This window comes from Halanaerobacter jeridensis, assembly GCF_016908315.1.
Classification (GTDB): Bacteria; Bacillota; Halanaerobiia; order Halobacteroidales; family Halobacteroidaceae; genus Halanaerobacter; species Halanaerobacter jeridensis.
On sequence record NZ_JAFBDQ010000002.1, the window covers coordinates 204,817 to 223,562 of the forward strand.

Consider the following 18,746-nt stretch of genomic DNA (forward strand, 5'->3'; position numbering starts at 1 on the left):
CAGAGTTTGAATCAAGAGTTAAAAGAGGTATTTGGTGATTATCTATATTGGTCACCGGAGAATGGTAAATTAAAATTAAAAGCTAGAAGTTTAGCAGCAAAATTAAGTACTGTTGATTTAAGAGCAGAAATTAAAGTAAGTATAGCTACCTTAAAAGAAGATATTCAAAATCGTTTGCAAGAATTAGAAGGAATTACTCAACAAGAATTAAGTTCTTACTATAAAAAGTTTAGAGATTATCCCCTAGTAATTTTAGATCAGGATTTTGAAGATGCTATAAAAGAACTACAAGAAGAAGAAAAAATACTTTTAGATATTGAAAAAGGAACTTTACATTTAAGTCCTTTGCTGAGAGTAGAAGAGCGCATCAATGAATTTGAGAATTTAGAAACAGAGCAAGAATTGGCTTATTTTGTTCGAGATAATTTATTTACTAAGGATTATAAAATTCTTGCTTATGATAAAATAGAAGATAGTCCAGATTTAAAATATCTTCTATTATTAAAAGATCCAGAAATAGAATTAGAAGAGTTTTTAAAGCAAGAACTTTATAATGGTCTTGAATTTCAAAACAGTATAGTACTTTTAAGGCCTAAAGAAAAAATATATATAGCAAAAATATTAGAAAAAATAAAAAGAATAATGGCAGTAGAAGAATTTTTAAATCAAAATAATAAGTTGGATTTGTCTGAAGAGATACTTTTAGATTTAAAAGCAGAATTAATTAAGACATTAGAAGATAAGTTTGCTTATTATGAGCATTGGACTCAATCCGAAACAGGCTTAGAATTAGTAGAAAAAGAAGTACCTATCTCTGAAATTCCAGAAGGATTAGAAATGGATAAGAATGATTTGAAAGAAGATTTGAAAAATAGGTTAAGGGCAAAAGAAAAAGGGATTACTAAAGAAAAATTATTTATAGAATACAGGCAGAACAGAGGTTATCCATTAGTAATTAAGCAAGATTATTTCGAGCAAGCTATGGAAGAATTGATTGCAGAGAAGAAAATCATTACTACTAAGGATAGTAATGAAATTTATGGTAATAGCAGTGCATTGATTAAAAGCACAGTAGATGAAATTGACAGCCAAGAAGCTAAACAAGAATTAGTGTTATATATTCGCAATGAACTATTCAATGGAGAATATAATGTTTTTGCTTATGACCAATTAGAAGATAAACCTGAAATGAATTATTTGTTACTGCTTGGTAGTTTTAAAAACAAAGAAAAATTGCAGCAAATCTTAGAGAGGAAAATATATCAAGACCGTGAATATAGGAATAATATAGCTTTCTATGGTTCACGAGACAATGTATTTGAAGAGGAATATGTTGATAAAATGAAAGTAGTTATGGGCGTTGAAAGAGCACAAGAAAAGATAAATTGGGCTGAAAGTAAAATTGATAATATATTAAATAGACGTAAAGAAAAGTTCAATCAAGAATTAAAAGATCTTTTTGGAGATTATATTTATTGGCAAAAGAAAGATGGAGAATGGGAGTTACAATTTAAAGAGTTAGAGGCAAAGTTAAGTAAAGCAGAATTAAAAGAAGAAATCAAAGCTGATTTAGAAGAATTAAAAGCAGATATTAGTAGACGTTTACAGGAATTAAATGGGATTAAAGCTCAAGAACTATTAGCTAATTATTATAAATTTAGAGATTACCCTCTAGTAGTTGATGAAGGTGAATTTTATCAGGCATTAGAAGAACTTGAAGCTGAAGATAAAGTGTTCGTAGAAGCAGAAAGTAATACAGTTCATATTAGCCCAATATTGCTAGCCGAAGACCGAGTAAATGAATTTAAAAGAGCAGAAGTTAAACGTGAATTAAGCTATTTGTTGCGTAATCATTTCTTTGATGCAAATTATAAAATTTTTAATTACGATCAAGTAGAAGATAGACCAGAATTAGATTATCTTCTATTATTTGCAACTCCAGATAAAAATATAAGAGAACTGCTAGAGAAAGAAATTTATAATGGATTAGAATTCGCCAATAGTGTATTAGTGTTGAGGGTGCGAGAAGATGTTTATACAGATGAAGTTTTAACTAAAACTAAAAAATTAATGGCAGTGCAAGAGCTACAGCAGGAAGAACTCGAAATTTCTGAAGAAATTATAATGAAGTTGAAAGAGGAATTACTGCAGTTAATTGAAATAACTACAGTTTATTATCAGCAATGGGTTATTGATGAGCAAGAGCTACAGATAGAAGAAAAAGAAATAGCTGTAGCTGAGTTGCCGGAAGTATTAGAGCTTGACTTTAATGACTTAAAAAAGGACTTAGTTACTCATTTGCGTGCTAGAAAAGTAGGAGTTAGGAAAGAAGAATTGTTTTTAGATTATAGGCGCAATAGAGGTTATAGAGTTGTATTAAAAAAAGATAAATTTGAGCAAGCATTAGAAGAATTAATAGCTGAAGGGAAAATTATTAGTGCAGAAGAAAATAGTGAAGTTTATGGTAATACTAGTGCTTTAATTAAAAGTTCGGTAGCAAAAGTGGATGATAAAGAAGCTAAACAAAGGTTAGTATTATATATTCGCAATCAACTATTCAATGAAGAATATAATATTTTTGGCTATGATCAACTAGAGGACACATCGGAAGTAAAACACTTACTGTTGTTAGGCAGTTTTAAAAATAAAGCAAAATTAAAAGAAATATTAGAGATGAAATTATATCAAGAACGAGAATATGAGAATACTATTTTACTTTATAGTTCACAAGAGGATGTGTTTAAGGAAAAGTATCTTAATAAAATGAAGTTAGTAATGGGGATTGAAAAAGCACAAGAAAAAATAAATTGGTCGGAAAATAAGATAGATAAAATTTTGGATAGACGCAGAGGGCAGTTGAATGAGAAATTAAAAAGTATATTTGGAAATTATTTTTATTGGCATGAAGAAGAGGGAGAATTAAAATTAGATGCAGTAGAGTTAAATGATAAATTAACTACTGCAGAATTAAGAGCAGAGATTCAAATTAGTTTAGAAGAATTAAAAAGAGATATTAATAATCGACTACGTGGATTAGAAGGGATTGTTAGTGCAAAGTTACTAGATTATTATAAGAAAATGAGAGGGTATACAGTTATATTGGATGAAGAACAATTCTATCAGGCATTAAAGGAGCTAAAATATGAAAAAAGGATTGTTAGTGAAAATGATAAATTATATAGTAATTTAGAAAGTTTAGTAGAAGCTAAATATGACCAAATTAGCAAAAAAGAAGCTCAAGTAAGTTTAGTAAGATATATTAAAGAGGAAGTATTTAGTGCTGATTATAAAATTTATGGTTATGATACAATCCCTGATAATGCAGAATTTAAAAAGGTTATTTTATTGAATTATTTTGCTAAGAAAGATAAGTTAAAACAATATTTGTTAGAGGAATTATATCAGGGGCGTCAATATAAAGGAACTATAGCTTTATTAGCTCCTAAAGATAATTTAAATGAGCATATTGAGTTGGTGAAAAAAGTAATAGCAATTGAAAAGATAAATACTGAAAATGAACTAGTTAATAAATTGTTGAAAGTTACAGAAAGTAAATTGATACAAAAGTTAGAAAAAAGCTTTGCTAACTATTTAAACTGGCATGATCACAATAGTTCTTTAGAGTTAGATGTACGAGGATTTCATCTAGAAGAAATTAATAAAGTGATTAAAACTGATAAAACTAAAATTAAAGAATATATTATTAGTCATGTAGAAGATAGAATTAAAATTGCTGATTTATTAGAGCAATTAAGAAAAAGATTAGCTACTCCAATATTGGAATCTGATGATATTTTTTATGAAATCATTGCAAAATTATTTGATGAGGATCAATTATTATTGATGACACAAGAAGAAGAGTTATATCAAGGAGCTGGAGAAACAATTACAGGAGACATGTTTATTGTTGATCCTGAATTCGAATTTGCTCAAAATGAAGAATCCGAAACTTCAGCAGAAAATTCTTCTGATGAAGTAGCTGCTGTAGAAGAAGAAACAATAACTGCTGAAAAAGAGAAAATAGAAGATGAAGAAAATAATAAAGAAGAGCAAAATTTAGAAGAAAATGATAAAGAATTAGAAGAAGATAATTATGAAATTTTAGATTTGTTCTTGTAATGTTTTGTGTGTGAATTAATCACTTAAAAAGATTAATAGTTTATTTTGTGATGCATATCACGGTAATTACGAAAATAAAGAGATATAATAGTAAATAAATAGTTTATCAAGGACTAAAAAGGAGTGTCACTAGTGAAATTAAAAAAATTTGTTGAATTAGATAGTGAAAAATGTAATGGATGTGGTGAATGCATTACTACTTGTAATAAGGGTGGAATCAAGATTGAAAATGGCAAAGCAAGGTTAGTGCAAAGTTCTTTTTGTGGTTCTTTTGTTAACTGTATTGGAGATTGTCCCCAGGGAGCTTTAAAAATTGAAAGTAAAAAGTTATCAAAGGCTGAGTTAGAAAATGAGATAACTCCTAATGCTGGATGTTATTTTAGTGGTCGCTATGATATTAATCAATGGGTTGAATGATTTTAAAGAAGAATTAATAATTAAAAATAAAAAATATTTAATTTTGTAATGCCCAAGGAAATTTTGGGCATTATTTTTTTTGCTTAATAAAAAGTAGTAATTATTACTGTATATGTCGAAATATAAAATAATTTGAGTTTTTTTCGATATAAAAGCAGGTATATATGATTTAAAAATGAATTTAAATATATGAGGGTTTTAGTTTATACGGATATGGATAAAATTAGAATTAAGTGCAGGATTTTTAAAGAAAGGAGGTTAAAATGAACGATTCAATCATATCAATCGCGGATAATAAGCAAGTTTTACTAGAAGATTTGCCTGGAAATAATGATTTATCGATTGGTGTATATCAACAATTAATAAAAGAATCAAGTGGTGATATTTATAATGTGATTGAATTTAAAAATCAAGTAATTGCTTATATAGCAGATGTAAAAGACAATGATAAAAATTTGGTCGATGCTTTTTTAAAAGAAATGATAAGTGATTTTTTAGAAAAGAAAGGTGATAAGTCAGCAGTAACTGCCGGTCAAACTTTAAAATTTATTCAGCAAAAATATGCAGAAAAAAAGGTTTCAGAAAATCATTGCATATCTATTGCTTTATTTGTATTAAATGAAAATAATATGGAGTTAACTTATAGTAATGCAGGTATCTATTTGCCTCCTATGCTAATTAAAGAAGATGGAGTTACTTTGATAAAGAGCCAAGAAAGAGACCTGTCTGCTGCAATTGATTTAGAGAATTATGAATGTAATGAAAGAAAAATAAAATTGAAACCTGGTGATAAGTTTTTAGTTATGAATGATGGGTTTAGAGAAGAAACTAAAGCGGGGGAAAAGTATGGAAGAAATAAGCTTGAGCAGATAGTTGAAGAAAATAAAAAATTACCGATTAAAGGGATTGTAAATAAAATAAAAATGGATTATAAACAGTATATTGCCTCTAATCATTGTTCTGCTAATATTACTTTATTAGGTATAGAGTATTGTCCTAAAATTAATAATCAAGATGTAATTAGCTTAACAAGTGATTTTTCAGAATTAGATGAAGTTAAAGAGAAAGTTAAAGACTTTTTAGATATAAATTGCTTAGAATTTGAAAAAGTAATGATTGGTTTTCATGAAGTACTAGTTAATGCAATTGAACATGGTAATTCAAAAGTGAAAGATAAGATAGTAAAAGTAACTATTTTAGATACAGATGATTATGTTAAAATAATTGTAGAAGATGAAGGGACTGGATTTGATTGGAATAAATTGTTGGATGAAGAAGAAATTTATGATAATTGGAGGGATTCAGGTCGAGGGTTAAGAATAGCCGAATTAGCTTGTGATAGTATTTATTATAATGTCACAGGGAATAAAGTTTCTTTAATTAAAGAAAAGGTTAATTGAAAATGTTTTAGTGCTATTTTATAAGTAGTTAGAAATTTGAAAGGAGGTGGTGGGGATGAACAAGTATGAACAGTTATTTATTGAAGCACCAATAGGGATTTTTAGAACTAACGATCAAGGTGAACCTCTATCTGTCAATAAATCTTTAGCTAAAATGCTGGGTTGTGCTAATGAGGAAGAGGTTTTAGAGTATTATACAGATTTGAGTGAACAACTTTATGTTAATTCTCAGCGCAGAATAGACTTTATTAATCAACTTAAAGAGAAAAAAGAAGTGAATAATTTTGAATATCAAGCCCGACGAAGTGATGGGGAAGAGATTTGGCTTAGTATGGATGCGAGAATTGGAGAAGTAAAATCAGATGGTTCATTTGTGATTGAAGGCTTTGTAATTGATATTACAGAGATGAAAGTTACTAAAGAAGAATTAGAAAAGAAGAAAGAAGCTCTAGAAACTTTTTTTAATGTAACGCCTGATTTATTGGGGATTATAGATATTGATGGTAATTTTATTAAAGTAAATCAAGCTTGGGAGAAAAACTTAGGTTATAGCAAAGAAAAACTAGAAAAGTCGAATTGCTTTGATTATATCCATCCAGCAGATCAAAATGATACTAAAAGAAAATTAAAGCGACTTAAAAATAAAGAAGAAGTTTTAAATTTTGTAAATCGTTATCGTAATTCTCAAGGAGAATATCGCTATTTAGAATGGAGAGCACGGTGGAAAAATGGTTTTATCTATGCAGCTTCACGTGATGTGACTAAACGAAAAAAGCAAGAAGATAAAATTAAATATATAAGTTTTCATGATAATTTAACTAATCTTTATAATCGGACCTATTTAGAAGAAGAAATTGAAAGAATGGATGTAGAACGGCAACTTCCAATTAGCTTAATCATGGCTGATTTAAATGGTTTGAAGGTAGTAAATGATACCTATGGTCATGACCGTGGAGATGAAATTTTAAAGCAGACAGCTAAAATCTTAAAAACTGCTTGCCGTCAAGAAGATGTAATTGCACGTTGGGGCGGCGATGAATTTGTGATTTTTCTGCCTCAAACTAGAGAAAAAGAAGCCCAAAAAGTTTATAATAGAATTAAAAATTTATGTGCTGCTACTGATGGAAATGAAATTCCAATTTCTATTGCTTTAGGAATTGGAGTTAAGAATAATTTAGAGCAAAAAATATATGATGTACTTAATGTTGCTGAAGAGCAGATGTATAAAAATAAATTAGATGAGAGTCGCAGTACTAAAAGTCATATTGTTAAAGCTCTACTAAAAACTTTAGGAGAAAAGAGCGATGAAACTGAAGAACATGCTTGGCGAATGCAGAAATTAACTTTTTTGATGGCTGAAGAATTAGATTTATCACAAGCTAAGATGGATAAACTTTCTTTAGTGGCAACTTTACATGATATTGGGAAGACTATTATTCCAGCTGAAATATTAACTAAAACAGCTAAACTGACTGAGGATGAGTGGGATACTATTCAACAGCATCCTAAAACTGGGTATCGGATTGCTTCTTCAACAGAGGAATTTTCTCATGTAGCTGAAAAAATATTGTACCACCATGAACGATGGGATGGCAGTGGTTATCCTCATGGATTAAAAGGAGAAGGAATTCCACTTTTATCGCGGATTATAACTATTGTTGATGCTTATGATGTTATGACTAATGGTCGACCTTATAAAGATGCAATGACAAAAAAAGAAGCACTAGCAGAATTAGAAAGATGTTCGGGAACCCAATTTGATCCTCAATTAGTAAATCATTTTATAAAAGTTATGAGTTAGTGAGATTTTAATTGATTGGATTAAAAGGAGTTATATTTTAGCTGTATCGGAGGTGAAAGTATGGTTAGTAATGATCAAAAGAATGATTTTTATATTGTAGCTTTAGGAGCTTCAGCAGGGGGGTTAGAAGCTTTAAATGGTTTTTTTGATAACTTAGCGGTAGATATTAACTTAGCTTTTGTAGTTATCCAACATCTGTCCCCTGATCATGAGAGCCACATGGTAGAGATTTTAGATAAACATACCTTAATGGCAGTTCATCAAGCTGAAGATGGAATGGAAGTGGAAGCTAATAATATTTATTTAATTCCTCCTAAAAAAGAAATGACTATTTTTCATAAAAAGCTATTTTTAAAAGATAGAGAAAAGAGCAAAGCCCATTTAAGCTTACCTATTGATAAATTTTTTCGTTCTTTAGCTCAAGATCAAGGGAAAAGAGCAATTGGAGTTGTTTTATCAGGAACAGGTAGTGATGGTACCCGTGGTATTAGAGCTATTAAAGAAGAAAATGGGATGGTAATGGTTCAGGAGCCTAGTGATGCTAAATTTGATGGAATGCCTAAAAATGCTATTTCAACTGGAGTAGTAGATTATACCTTAACTGTTTTAGAAATGGGACAGCGTCTAATAGATTATGTACAACATCCCTATATTAGCCAAGAGCAAAAGCTAGATAAAGCCCAAGCTAATGATGAAGATATTTTGACTAAAATTTTAGCTGTATTGCAAGATGAAGTTGGAGTGGATTTTACTTATTATAAAGAGAGTACCATTATTCGCAGGATTGAACGGCGGATGGTGATTAATCAAATTGAAAAATTAGGAGACTATTTTTCTTTTATCAAAAATAATGTATCAGAAATAAGAACTTTATATAAAGAATTATTAATTGGAGTAACAGAATTTTTTAGAGATAAAGAAGCTTTTGACTTGCTAGAAGAAAAGGTGATCCCTGAAATTTTAGAGAAGAAGAGTAGTGGAGAAGAAGTAAGAGTGTGGGTTAATGGTTGTTCGACTGGAGAAGAAGCTTATTCAATAGCAATTTTATTACAAGAGTACGCAGAAGAAAATGATTTGGATTTAGAGATTAAGGTTTTTTGCAACTGATATTTCTCAAAATGCTATTCGACAAGCGAGTATTGGAGAATATCCTGCTAGTATTGCAGCAGATGTATCTTTAGATAGACTAGAAAAATACTTTGTGAAAAATGGAGATAGATATAAAATTAATAAGCAGGTTAGAAAAATGGTAATTTTTTCAGTGCATAATGTAATTAGTGATCCTCCATTTCATAAGATGGATTTGATCACCTGTCGTAATTTATTAATTTATTTTAAAGCAGAATTGCAGCAAAAGATATTTTCTATCTTTCATTTTGCCCTTAAAAATGATGCTTTTTTATTTTTGGGTTCAAGTGAATCGATTGGCGATATGCATAATTATTTTAGTACTTATAATTCAAAATGGCGGATTTATCGTTGTAAAAATAAGCAGGGGAGTAGTAGTATCAGTAAAGATGCCATTAGTAATTTGAACTTAAAGACGGACTTTAAAAGTGATAAATTTAAAAGTCAATTAGATATTAATTACAACAATCAACCTCAGAAAATAAAAAAGCAGCTTTTAGAAAAGATTAATAATCGCTTAATAAATAAATATATTCCTGCTTCTGCTGTTATTGATGAAAACAATCAATTAATTCATGTTTTAGGAGATGTTAATAAATATTTAAAAATACCAATCAATAAAGTTAGTTTAGATATTTTAGAAATGAGTCCTAAAAGTTTGTCATTGATTTTAAATGTTGCTATTAACCGAGTGCGAAGAGAAGAAGAGGAAGTTATTTATAAAGATTTTCAAGTTGAAGAGAAGGCAGAATTAGGAGTAATGGATGTGCAAATTAGTCCGTTAGCTACGTCTCATCAGGAGAGAGACTTGATTGTAATAAGTTTTATTGAAAATGATGGTAAAGAGTCTGATAGTAATATTGAAGAATTTAAAGCAGGACATAAAGACCGCATTAATGAGCTAGAAAAAGAATTAGACTATACTAAAGAGAATTTGCGAGCTACTATTGAGGAATTAGAAGCTTCTAATCAAGAGTTGCAGGCTACTAATGAGGAGTTATTAGCAGCTAACGAAGAATTACAGAGCACAAACGAAGAATTAGAGTCAGTTAATGAAGAGTTAGTGACGGTTAATTCTGAGCATCAAGAAAAAATAGAAGAATTAACAAGATTGAATAATGATATTAATAATTTATTAAAGAGCACTAATATTGGTACTATATTCTTAGATGAGCAATTACGAATCCGTAAATTTACTCCAGTAGTTAATGAAAATATAAATCTAAAAGAACGAGATATAGGTAGACCATTAGAAGATATATCTCATAATATAAAATATGATAATTTATTTAGTGATTGTGCAGAAGTATTAGATACTTTAATTCCTAAAGAGAGTAGAATTGAAACTAAGCAAGGGGATTGGTATTTAATTAAAATTCATCCTTATCGAACTGAACAAGATGAAATTAAAGGTGTAGTAATTACCTTTATTGATATTACAAAGTTAAAAACTGCTAATAAACGCTTACAAAAACTACGAGATGCAGTAGAAAAAAGCCCTTATATGGTATTAATTACAAATACTAAAGGAACTATTGAGTATGCTAATACTGCTTTGCTGCGTAAAACTGGTTATAATAGTCAAGAATTAATCGGTAGTTCTCCTCATATCTTGAAGAGTGATAAAACTAGTGAAGCAAAATATAAAAAGTTATGGAATACAATTACAGCAGGCGAAAAATGGGAAGGAGAATTTTGTAATCAAAAGAAAAACGGAAAACTCTATTGGGAGAAAGCAATCATCTTTCCTTTATTAGATGAAGACGGAGGAATTTCTAGTTATATTAAATTTGCTGAGAATATTGATGTCCAAAAGGCTAAGGAAAAAGAACTACAGCAATTAAAAGCAGAAAATCAAGAATTAAAGAAAAAACTGAAGCAAAGAAGTGATAACAATGACTAATTCCAAAAAACAATCTTATTTACGTCAACAAGCAGAAAATAAACTTGACCAAGAAGAATTAGAGAAAAAGTTGGCTCAAGTAGATGATTTAGAACAAGTGATTGAAGAATTAAAAATTCATCAAATAGAATTAGAATTACAAAATCAAGACCTGAAAGTAACGCGAGGAGAATTGCAGCAAGCTAAAGAAAGATATTATTCTTTATATGATTTATCTCCAGTAGCATATTTTACTTTTGACCCAGAGGGAATAATCTTAGAGATTAATAATACTGCAGCAGAATTATTAGCAGAACAGCGTAATTTTATCTTGAATAAACCAGTTATGATTTATCTGCCCCCCCAGGCCCAAGAAAATTTTTATCATCACCGACAAAAGGTTCTCAATACTCGAGAACAGCAGAGTTGTGAGTTAGAAATGAGGACTAAAGAAGATAAAAAATTGCTAGTTCGAATGGAAAGTAAAGTATTAAACTTAAATGAAGATGAGCAGACTAAAATGTTTTCTGCTGTGATTGATATGACTGCCAGAAAAGAACGAGAAACTAAAATAAAAAAGCTATCGCAAGCCGTAGAACAAAGTCCAGCTACAGTAGTAATTACAGATGCTGATGGTAGTATAGAATATGTAAACCCTAAATTTACAGAATTAACCGGTTATAGTTTAGAAGAAGTTAAAGGAGAAGACCCTAGTATTTTAAGAACAGAATTGTTATCTGATGAATTTTATGAAGAACTATGGGACACTATTAGTGCGGGGGAAAAATGGCGAGGTGAATTTCATAATCAAAAGAAGAATGGGGAATATTACTGGGAGTTTGCTTCTATTTCTCCTCTTTTAAATGAAGAAGGAAAAATTACTCATTATGTTAAAGTAGGTGAAGATACAACTGAGCGAAAAGAATTAGAAGAAGAGCTGAAACTTAAAAATAAAGCAGTAGAATCTTCTATTAATGCGATTGCTATTGCTGATTTAGATGGTCAAATTATTTACATTAATCAGTCTTTTACTGAAATGTGGGGTTATAGCCGAGAAGAAATTATTGGTTATAAAGTGAGTGATTTTTGGCATGATGCAGAAGAAGTAGATCACATGAAAAAAATAATGCTGGAAAAAGGAAGTTTGATTGATGAAGTGGTAGGAGTTAAAAAAGATTGTTCTAAAATACATGTTCAGGTTTCGTTGAATATTGTCTATGAAGAAGGAACAGCTATTTATCAAATGGCTTCTTTTGTTGATATTACTAAAAGAAAAAAATCAGAAGAGAAATTAGCTGATTATGCAGAAGAATTAGAAAAAGCTAATGATAAAATCGAGAATGAATTGGCTAAAGCCCAAGAAATTCATCAACAGTTTTTGCCTTCTGAACTACCTCAGTTAGAATATTTAGATTTTGCTGCTCATTATCATCCGACAGAAAATTTAGGTGGCGATTTTTATAATGTATTAGAAGTAGATAATTATTTAATTTTTTATTTAGCTGATATTACGGGACATGGGTTAGAGGGAGCAATGTTGAATATATTTGTACGTGAAACAGTTAATAGCTTTTTAATTTCTGAATATAAGAAAGGTGAAAATTTAACTCCGGAAAGATTGATGAATTTTATTACTACTCGTTATCAAAAAGAAAGTTTTCCTGAAGATTATTTTTTATGTCTGCTATTAGGAATTTTTGATAAACAGACTAAAAAATTTAAATTGAGTAATGCAGGAATTCATATACCACCTTTAATTCAGCGTAACCAGGGTGTTATGGAATCTTTAACAGAAATGACTTTGCCGATTTCGCCTGTGATTAGTAAAGATAATTATTATTTTAGTAATAAACAGTTTGATTTAAATTCCGGTGACTTATTATTCTTATCAACTGATGGGTTGATAGAAGAAAATAGAGAAGAAAATAAATATGGGTTGCAGAGAATTAAAGAAATTATAGCAGAGAATAACTTGTTATCAGCTAAGCAATTAAAAAAGAAAATTAATGATAATTTCAATGATTTTATAGAAGCGGTACCATTTGATGATATTACTTTTTTAATTATTAAATACGACAATTGAATTTAAAGCTAGATAAAGTGAGGAATTTGGCAGTATATTATTGACTTATGTTCATAAAGTTGATAAAATCTAAGGTAGAAGCAGTAACTCAGGTGCTAGTTATATGCTGTGAATTAATTTCCCCTTCCCACTATTTCTAGCATCTGGGGTCATCCTTAACTTATGATACTTTATAGACTAGGGTCCCCTGAAAACAGGGGACCCTAGTCTATATTAGTTAAAGAAATTAATAGCATAATTAAAATTTAATTACAAAGGGGGTCACTAATGAAACAATTAAGAAAATTAGACAAAAATGATATAAGTATTATTATTTTTGTTTTTCTAGGTATATTAATCTTAAATATTCCCCTGATGTTCTATATCAGAGAAATTGGGTATCAGGATAGTAAAGAAACCATGAATTTAAAATTGAAAAAACTTTCTGAAAAAATTGAAGATAATATATTTGCTAAAGTCCAAGGTTCAGTACAATCATTAAGTGAAAATATTGCTATAAAAAAACTGTTGATGCAGAAATCAGAAAAGAATAGTATCGAGTCGCAGACTTTAAATAAAGTAAAGTTATTAATGGATAATGCCAAAAAAATATTAAATGCTAATACAGTTTATTTGATGGATCGAAGCGGAACTGTAATTGCTGGAACTACTTATGGTCAAAGTGATGAAACTTTTGTAGATCAGAATTATAATTTCCGGCCTTATTTTAAAAAAGCAATGACAGGAACTAATTATATTTATGGAGCAGTAGGTAAGACTTCTAAGCAGCGCGGTTTTTATTTTAGTAGTCCTGTACGGAATAATGATAATAAAATTGTGGGAGTAGCAGTGATAAAAATAGATTTGCAAGAACTTGATAGTATCTTAAATGAATTTGATAGCAAAGTTGTGCTCTTATCACCGCAGAAGATTGTTTTTGCTACGAATTTTGCTGATTACTTGTACAATATGTTCACACTAAATTCGTAACAAGTAGTAAGTACTGAACAATTAAAATCACAATTTGGGATTGAAGAGCTATCACGACTACCTATAAATTATTCTCAAGATAAAATTAAAATTGCAGGTAGAGATTATTTGTTTGCAGAAAGCAATTTGAATATTGCTAGTTGGTCTTTAGCATCATTTAAGCCCAGAGAGGGATTTTTTTATGGAGCAGCAAGTAGGTGGCTATTTTATATTATCTTTGCTGTAATTTTATTATTAGCAATAATAATTGTTTTATTATTAATCAATCAATTTTATCGGATTAAATTAGAAAAAGATTTAAGAAAGTTTTCTAAAACAGTAGAACAGAGTCCCTTGTCTGTTATCATCACTGATTTAGAAGGAACTATTGAATATGTTAATCATAGTTTTGAAAGAATAACAGGTTATCAAGCAGAAGAGGTAATTGGAGAAAATCCAAGTTTGCTCAAAACTAATGAACATAGCGATGCTTTTTATCAAGAATTATGGGAGGCGATTACTGCTGGCTATACTTGGGAAGGAGAATTTTATAATCAAAAAAAGAATGGTGAATGTTATTGGGAAGAGGCTAAAATAACTCCATTAGTCGATAAAAATAATAGAATTGAAGCTTTTATCGCAATTAAAGAAGATATTACAGAAGAAAAACAGTTAAAAGAAAAACTGGAGTTTTTTGCTGAACGAGATGAATTGACTAATTTATATAATAGAAGGATAGGAACAAAGTTAATCAAAGAGCATAAACGAGAAGCAGATAAAACTAATGGCAGTTTTTCTTTAGCTTTTGTTGATATCAATAATTTAAAAGTTGTTAATGATGTTTATGGTCATGAGGTTGGAGATGAATTAATAGTAACGGTAGTAGAAACTATTAAAGAAAATATTCGTTCTTCAGATTTTATAGCTAGGTTTGGAGGAGACGAATTTGTAATAATTTTTGAAGATGCGAGAGCTAATGATGCTAAAACAAAATTGGAAAATATTCAAGCAGAATTTGAAAAAATAAATCAAAGAGAAGATTATCAATATCAAGTTAGTATTAGCTATGGAGTAGAAGAATACTTTAAAGATAGAGAAATAAGTGTGGATGAATTAATTTCTATGGCTGATGGGAAAATGTATAAATTCAAACAAAAATATAAAGAAGAACATGATTTACCGATTAGGTAAAGGGTAGCTAAAAATAATAACCCGCCGGCATAATGCCAGCGGGTTAAATGTATAAATAGAATATAGGGTGAGCTTATTTTACTTCATAGTCTCCATTAACTGTAATATTTCGCTTAAGTGTATCAGATACTGGACAGCGTTCTTCAATTACTTCTACTAGTTCAGCGATATTTTCCTCAGGAGAATCAGAATCTATATTTAGGGTAAATCTCACATCTTGAAAACCAGGGTCTACATCATCAGCACCTTTAAATCCTCTTAGGTCAAGGTCTCCTTCTAGATCAACAGAAAAGTCATTTAATTCTACATCACAACTTTCAGCAAACATACTAGCACAAATAGAAAGACATCCCCCTAAACTACATAGAGCTAATTCGACTGGATTCATGCCTTCATCAGTACCACCTAATTCTTCTGGCTCATCAATTGTGATTTTGTGACCACGACTTTCAGCTTCTACTGTCAAACCATCTTTTAATGTTGCTTTAGCTTTAAAAGTTTCTTCTGCCATAGAAATCCCTCCTCAGGAATTTAATAAAATTATGATACTATGTTCATAATTAAATTATAATAAATAATAATTTGGTTGTCAATATTTTCACAAAAGCTAAATTTTGACTGGGTTTTTATGAACTATTTTGTCATTAAATCATAAAATAAAAAGGAAATTGATATTAGATAAAGAAATTTAGAACTAGATTAACTAATAATATTTACTATTAGTTCTAATATGAGGAGGGGCTCAAAATTGAAAATCAGATATTTAAATGGTGAAAAAACTTATTATGGAGTATTATCAGGAGCCAAAAACGTAATTAATAGCCGTAAATTATTGAATAAAATTAATGTCTTTCCTGTTCCTGATGGGGATACAGGAAGTAATTTAGCTTCAATGATGAATTTGATTATTCAGCAAGTGAGACCTAAATCTACAAGTAAAGAGACAATGTTCTCTATTGCTGATGCAGCATTAGAAGGGGCTAGAGGGAATTCAGGTATAATTTTTGCTCAATTTTTAGCTGGATTAGCCCAAGAATTAGATGATAGTTCTAAATTATCTGTAGCAAGTTTTGCTGATTCTGTTGAAAAAGCAGTACCTCATGTTTATCAAGCGGTAGCTGAGCCAGTTGAAGGAACAATGATTACTGTAATTCGTGATTGGGCTGAAGAACTTTCTAATATTAAGGCGAAAACTGATGATTTTAAAGAATTATTTAATATTTCAATTACTAGAGCTAAAGAGTCTTTAACTAAGACTACTAATCAGTTAGAAGCTCTTAAAGAAGCTGAAGTTGTAGATGCAGGAGCAAAAGGATTTGTGAAGTTTCTGGAGGGCATAGTTGATTTTTTAGAAGGTAAGGGGATTTCTGATTTAAAATCATTTAGTTTTGAAGAAATTGCTGCAGCTGCAACTACTGAAAAAGTTCATAGTGCAGGAAAATTTAGATATTGTACAGAAGTATTTATGAGTGATCTAGAAATGGAACTTGAAGGCATTAAAACTATACTTTCGAATTATGGTAATTCACTGGTAGTTGCAGGAACTCAAAAGCAGTTAAGAGTTCATATTCATACAAATCAACCTGAAGAAGTAGTTTATACTTTAGGTCAGTTAGGAACAATTATGCGGCAGAAAGTTGATGATATGCAGAAACAGACTGCAGTTGCTCAAAATAGAAAGTATGAAATAGCTTTAGTAACTGATTCTATCGCTGACTTACCTAAGGAATTAATCGAAAATTATCAAATTCAAGTAATCCCTTTAAATCTTAGTTTAAACGGGAATAATTATCTTGATAAATTAACTATTACGCCGAATAAATTCTATTCTTTGTTTAAAGAATCTGATGGAGAAGTCTCTAGTTCGCAGCCTAGTTATAAACAAGTGGACAACCTATTTTCTTTTTTAACTAGTCACTATCAATCAATTATTGCAGTAACTGTTGCAAGTGAATTAAGTGGGACGTGGAATATTGTCAATCAAGTTGCAGAGGAATATAAAGATGATGAGACGGAGATTGAAGTTATAGATTCTAAATTAAATTCTGGAGCAGAAGGATTAGCTGTTTTAGAAACAGCTGAAAAGATAGCTGCTGGCTGGAATTTAGATAAAACAGCTGACTATATTAGAAAATTAGTTAATAAAACTGAAATATATGTTAGTGTGAATACAGTTAAATATATGGTTAAAGGAGGACGAATTAGTCGACCAACGGGTTGGTTGGCTAGACTAGTAAATTTAAAACCGATTATTACTCTTGATAATGATGGGGCGGGGACTTCCTTTGGTCAAGCCTTTACAACTAATGGTCTGCAAAATAAGATTAAAGATTTAGTTACAGACATTTATGAAAGTGAAGGAATCAAACGTTATGCTATAGTACATGCTCAAGCTGAAGAGCAAGCCCAAAATTATGCAGCAGAATTCACTCAAATATTGGGCCAAGCTCCTGAATATATAATGCCTATTTCACCGATTGTGGGCTTAAATGCAGGTCCAGGGAGTATAGCTATCTCATTAATTAAGGAATAATAAGAAAGGAGCTATTAATATGATTGCGCCTATATTTAATTTAGTTTTACTTGTGGTTTTATATTTTACATTATTCTTTATCATTGCTCAGCTGAGAAATAATTATGGATTAGTTGATGTTGCTTGGGGTTCAGGATTTGTGGTAGTTGCAGTTTATTCTTTTTTGAGTGCTCAAGAAATTGGAATTCGGGGTTTATTGGTGACAGTGCTTGTTTTATTGTGGGGACTTAGATTAAGCTATCATTTGTTTAAACGAAATTGGGGTCAAGAAGAAGATTATAGGTATCAAAATATGAAGAAAAATTGGGATAATGTTGCTGTTACTGGCTTTTTTCGTGTATTTATGCTGCAGGCAGCAATTCTGTTGATTATAAGTTCTCCTATATCATTAATTAATTTTTCTGCTCCAATTGAAATAGGGTGGATTGGAATATTAGGATTGGTTATTTGGTGTATTGGTTACTTTTTTGAAGTGGTAGGTGATAAACAGCTTCACGATTTTTTAGCTCGTGATGAAAGAGAAGCGGAAATTATGAAGGAAGGATTATGGAAATATACGCGTCATCCAAATTATTTCGGTGAGGCAACAATGTGGTGGGGAATTTGGTTACTTGCCCTACCTGTTAAGTTGGGATGGTTAACCATTATTAGTCCAGTTGCAATTACTTTGCTGTTATTATATGTTTCAGGTGTACCTTTACTTGAAAAGAAATATAAGAATAATCAAGAATACCAGAGATATAAAGAAAAGACGAATAAATTTATTCCCTGGTTTCCAGATGAAGATTAAAAGAATAAAACTTAAGTTAGGGAGTTGAAAGTAAATGATGGGATATATTAAAGCTTATCTAGTAGCGCTGATTGTATTTTTTAGTATTGACTTAGTTTGGTTAGAGGGAATTGCCAAGCAGTTTTACCGCAATCAATTAGGGTTTATTCTTAAAGATAATTTTAATATGACGGCGGCAGTAGTTTTTTATTTATTTTTTATTGCGGGTATGGTATTTTTTGTGATTAATCGTGCTGTAGTTTTAGAGAGTTGGAAATATGCTTTATTTGTGGGCATGTTTTTTGGATTTATTACATATGCTACTTATGATATGACAAATTTAGCTACTTTAAAAGATTGGCCGGTGTTGGTGACAGTAGTAGATATTATGTGGGGCACTACCCTTTGTGGTTTTACGTCTTTAATTAGTTATTTGATTATAGATTATTTTAGTTTTCTTTAAAAGTTAAATCTT

13 protein-coding genes are annotated in these 18,746 nt (G+C 30.1%); 12 read left to right on the top strand and 1 reads right to left on the bottom strand.

The genetic code is table 11. From position 1 onward, the window contains the following. Positions 1 to 6: 6 nt before the first annotated feature. From JOC47_RS02675 to JOC47_RS02715, 9 genes are all read left to right on the top strand, one after another. Positions 7 to 4,119: a hypothetical protein gene (locus tag JOC47_RS02675; protein ID WP_204700430.1), complete on the top strand. Its 4,113-nt coding sequence runs from the start codon at positions 7 to 9 to the stop codon at positions 4,117 to 4,119. Between the two features lie 132 nt (positions 4,120 to 4,251). Continuing rightward, a complete protein-coding gene (locus JOC47_RS02680) occupies positions 4,252 to 4,536 on the top strand; it encodes an ATP-binding protein (protein ID WP_204700431.1) in 285 nt (94 codons plus the stop codon). Positions 4,537 to 4,799: 263 nt separating this feature from the next. Further along, positions 4,800 to 5,936, top strand: coding sequence for an ATP-binding SpoIIE family protein phosphatase (locus JOC47_RS02685; RefSeq protein ID WP_204700432.1), 1,137 nt, complete (start codon positions 4,800 to 4,802; stop codon positions 5,934 to 5,936). Between the two features lie 55 nt (positions 5,937 to 5,991). Beyond that, a complete protein-coding gene (locus tag JOC47_RS02690) occupies positions 5,992 to 7,737 on the top strand; it encodes a sensor domain-containing diguanylate cyclase/phosphohydrolase (RefSeq protein ID WP_204700433.1) in 1,746 nt (581 codons plus the stop codon). 60 nt (positions 7,738 to 7,797) lie between these two features. Further along, positions 7,798 to 8,844 carry a chemotaxis protein CheB gene (locus JOC47_RS15625; protein ID WP_204700434.1) on the top strand — a complete coding sequence of 349 codons (1,047 nt, stop codon included), beginning with the start codon at positions 7,798 to 7,800 and terminating at the stop codon, positions 8,842 to 8,844. 31 nt (positions 8,845 to 8,875) lie between these two features. After that, positions 8,876 to 10,768, top strand: a complete 1,893-nt coding sequence (locus JOC47_RS15855) for a PAS domain-containing protein (RefSeq protein WP_338035304.1) — start codon at positions 8,876 to 8,878, stop codon at positions 10,766 to 10,768. Next, on the top strand, positions 10,761 to 12,830 hold the full coding sequence (locus JOC47_RS02705) for a PAS domain S-box protein (RefSeq protein ID WP_204700436.1): 2,070 nt from the start codon (positions 10,761 to 10,763) through the stop codon (positions 12,828 to 12,830). The genes JOC47_RS15855 and JOC47_RS02705 overlap by 8 nt, the downstream gene beginning before the upstream one ends. 267 nt (positions 12,831 to 13,097) lie before the next feature. Continuing rightward, on the top strand, positions 13,098 to 13,799 hold the full coding sequence (locus tag JOC47_RS02710; RefSeq protein WP_204700437.1) for a PDC sensor domain-containing protein: 702 nt from the start codon (positions 13,098 to 13,100) through the stop codon (positions 13,797 to 13,799). A 108-nt stretch (positions 13,800 to 13,907) separates the two neighbouring features. Next, positions 13,908 to 14,969, top strand: coding sequence for a sensor domain-containing diguanylate cyclase (locus JOC47_RS02715; RefSeq protein ID WP_204700438.1), 1,062 nt, complete (start codon positions 13,908 to 13,910; stop codon positions 14,967 to 14,969). A 73-nt stretch (positions 14,970 to 15,042) separates the two neighbouring features. On the opposite strand, the gene JOC47_RS02720 is transcribed toward JOC47_RS02715, so the two are convergent. Continuing rightward, entirely contained in the window at positions 15,043 to 15,480 is a 438-nt protein-coding gene (locus JOC47_RS02720; RefSeq protein WP_204700439.1) for an OsmC family protein, read from the bottom strand. A gap of 237 nt (positions 15,481 to 15,717) precedes the next feature. Between JOC47_RS02720 and JOC47_RS02725 the strand changes: the two genes are divergently transcribed. Genes JOC47_RS02725 through JOC47_RS02735 form a run of 3 tightly spaced genes read left to right on the top strand, consistent with a single transcriptional unit; the run spans position 15,718 to position 18,734 of the window. Continuing rightward, complete coding sequence (locus tag JOC47_RS02725) at positions 15,718 to 17,502, top strand: DAK2 domain-containing protein (protein WP_204700440.1); 1,785 nt, start codon at positions 15,718 to 15,720, stop codon at positions 17,500 to 17,502. A gap of 19 nt (positions 17,503 to 17,521) precedes the next feature. Then, positions 17,522 to 18,292, top strand: a complete 771-nt coding sequence (locus JOC47_RS02730) for a DUF1295 domain-containing protein (RefSeq protein ID WP_204700441.1) — start codon at positions 17,522 to 17,524, stop codon at positions 18,290 to 18,292. A 34-nt stretch (positions 18,293 to 18,326) separates the two neighbouring features. After that, positions 18,327 to 18,734: a DUF2177 family protein gene (locus JOC47_RS02735; protein ID WP_239550875.1), complete on the top strand. Its 408-nt coding sequence runs from the start codon at positions 18,327 to 18,329 to the stop codon at positions 18,732 to 18,734. The last annotated feature ends 12 nt before the right edge of the window (positions 18,735 to 18,746 follow it).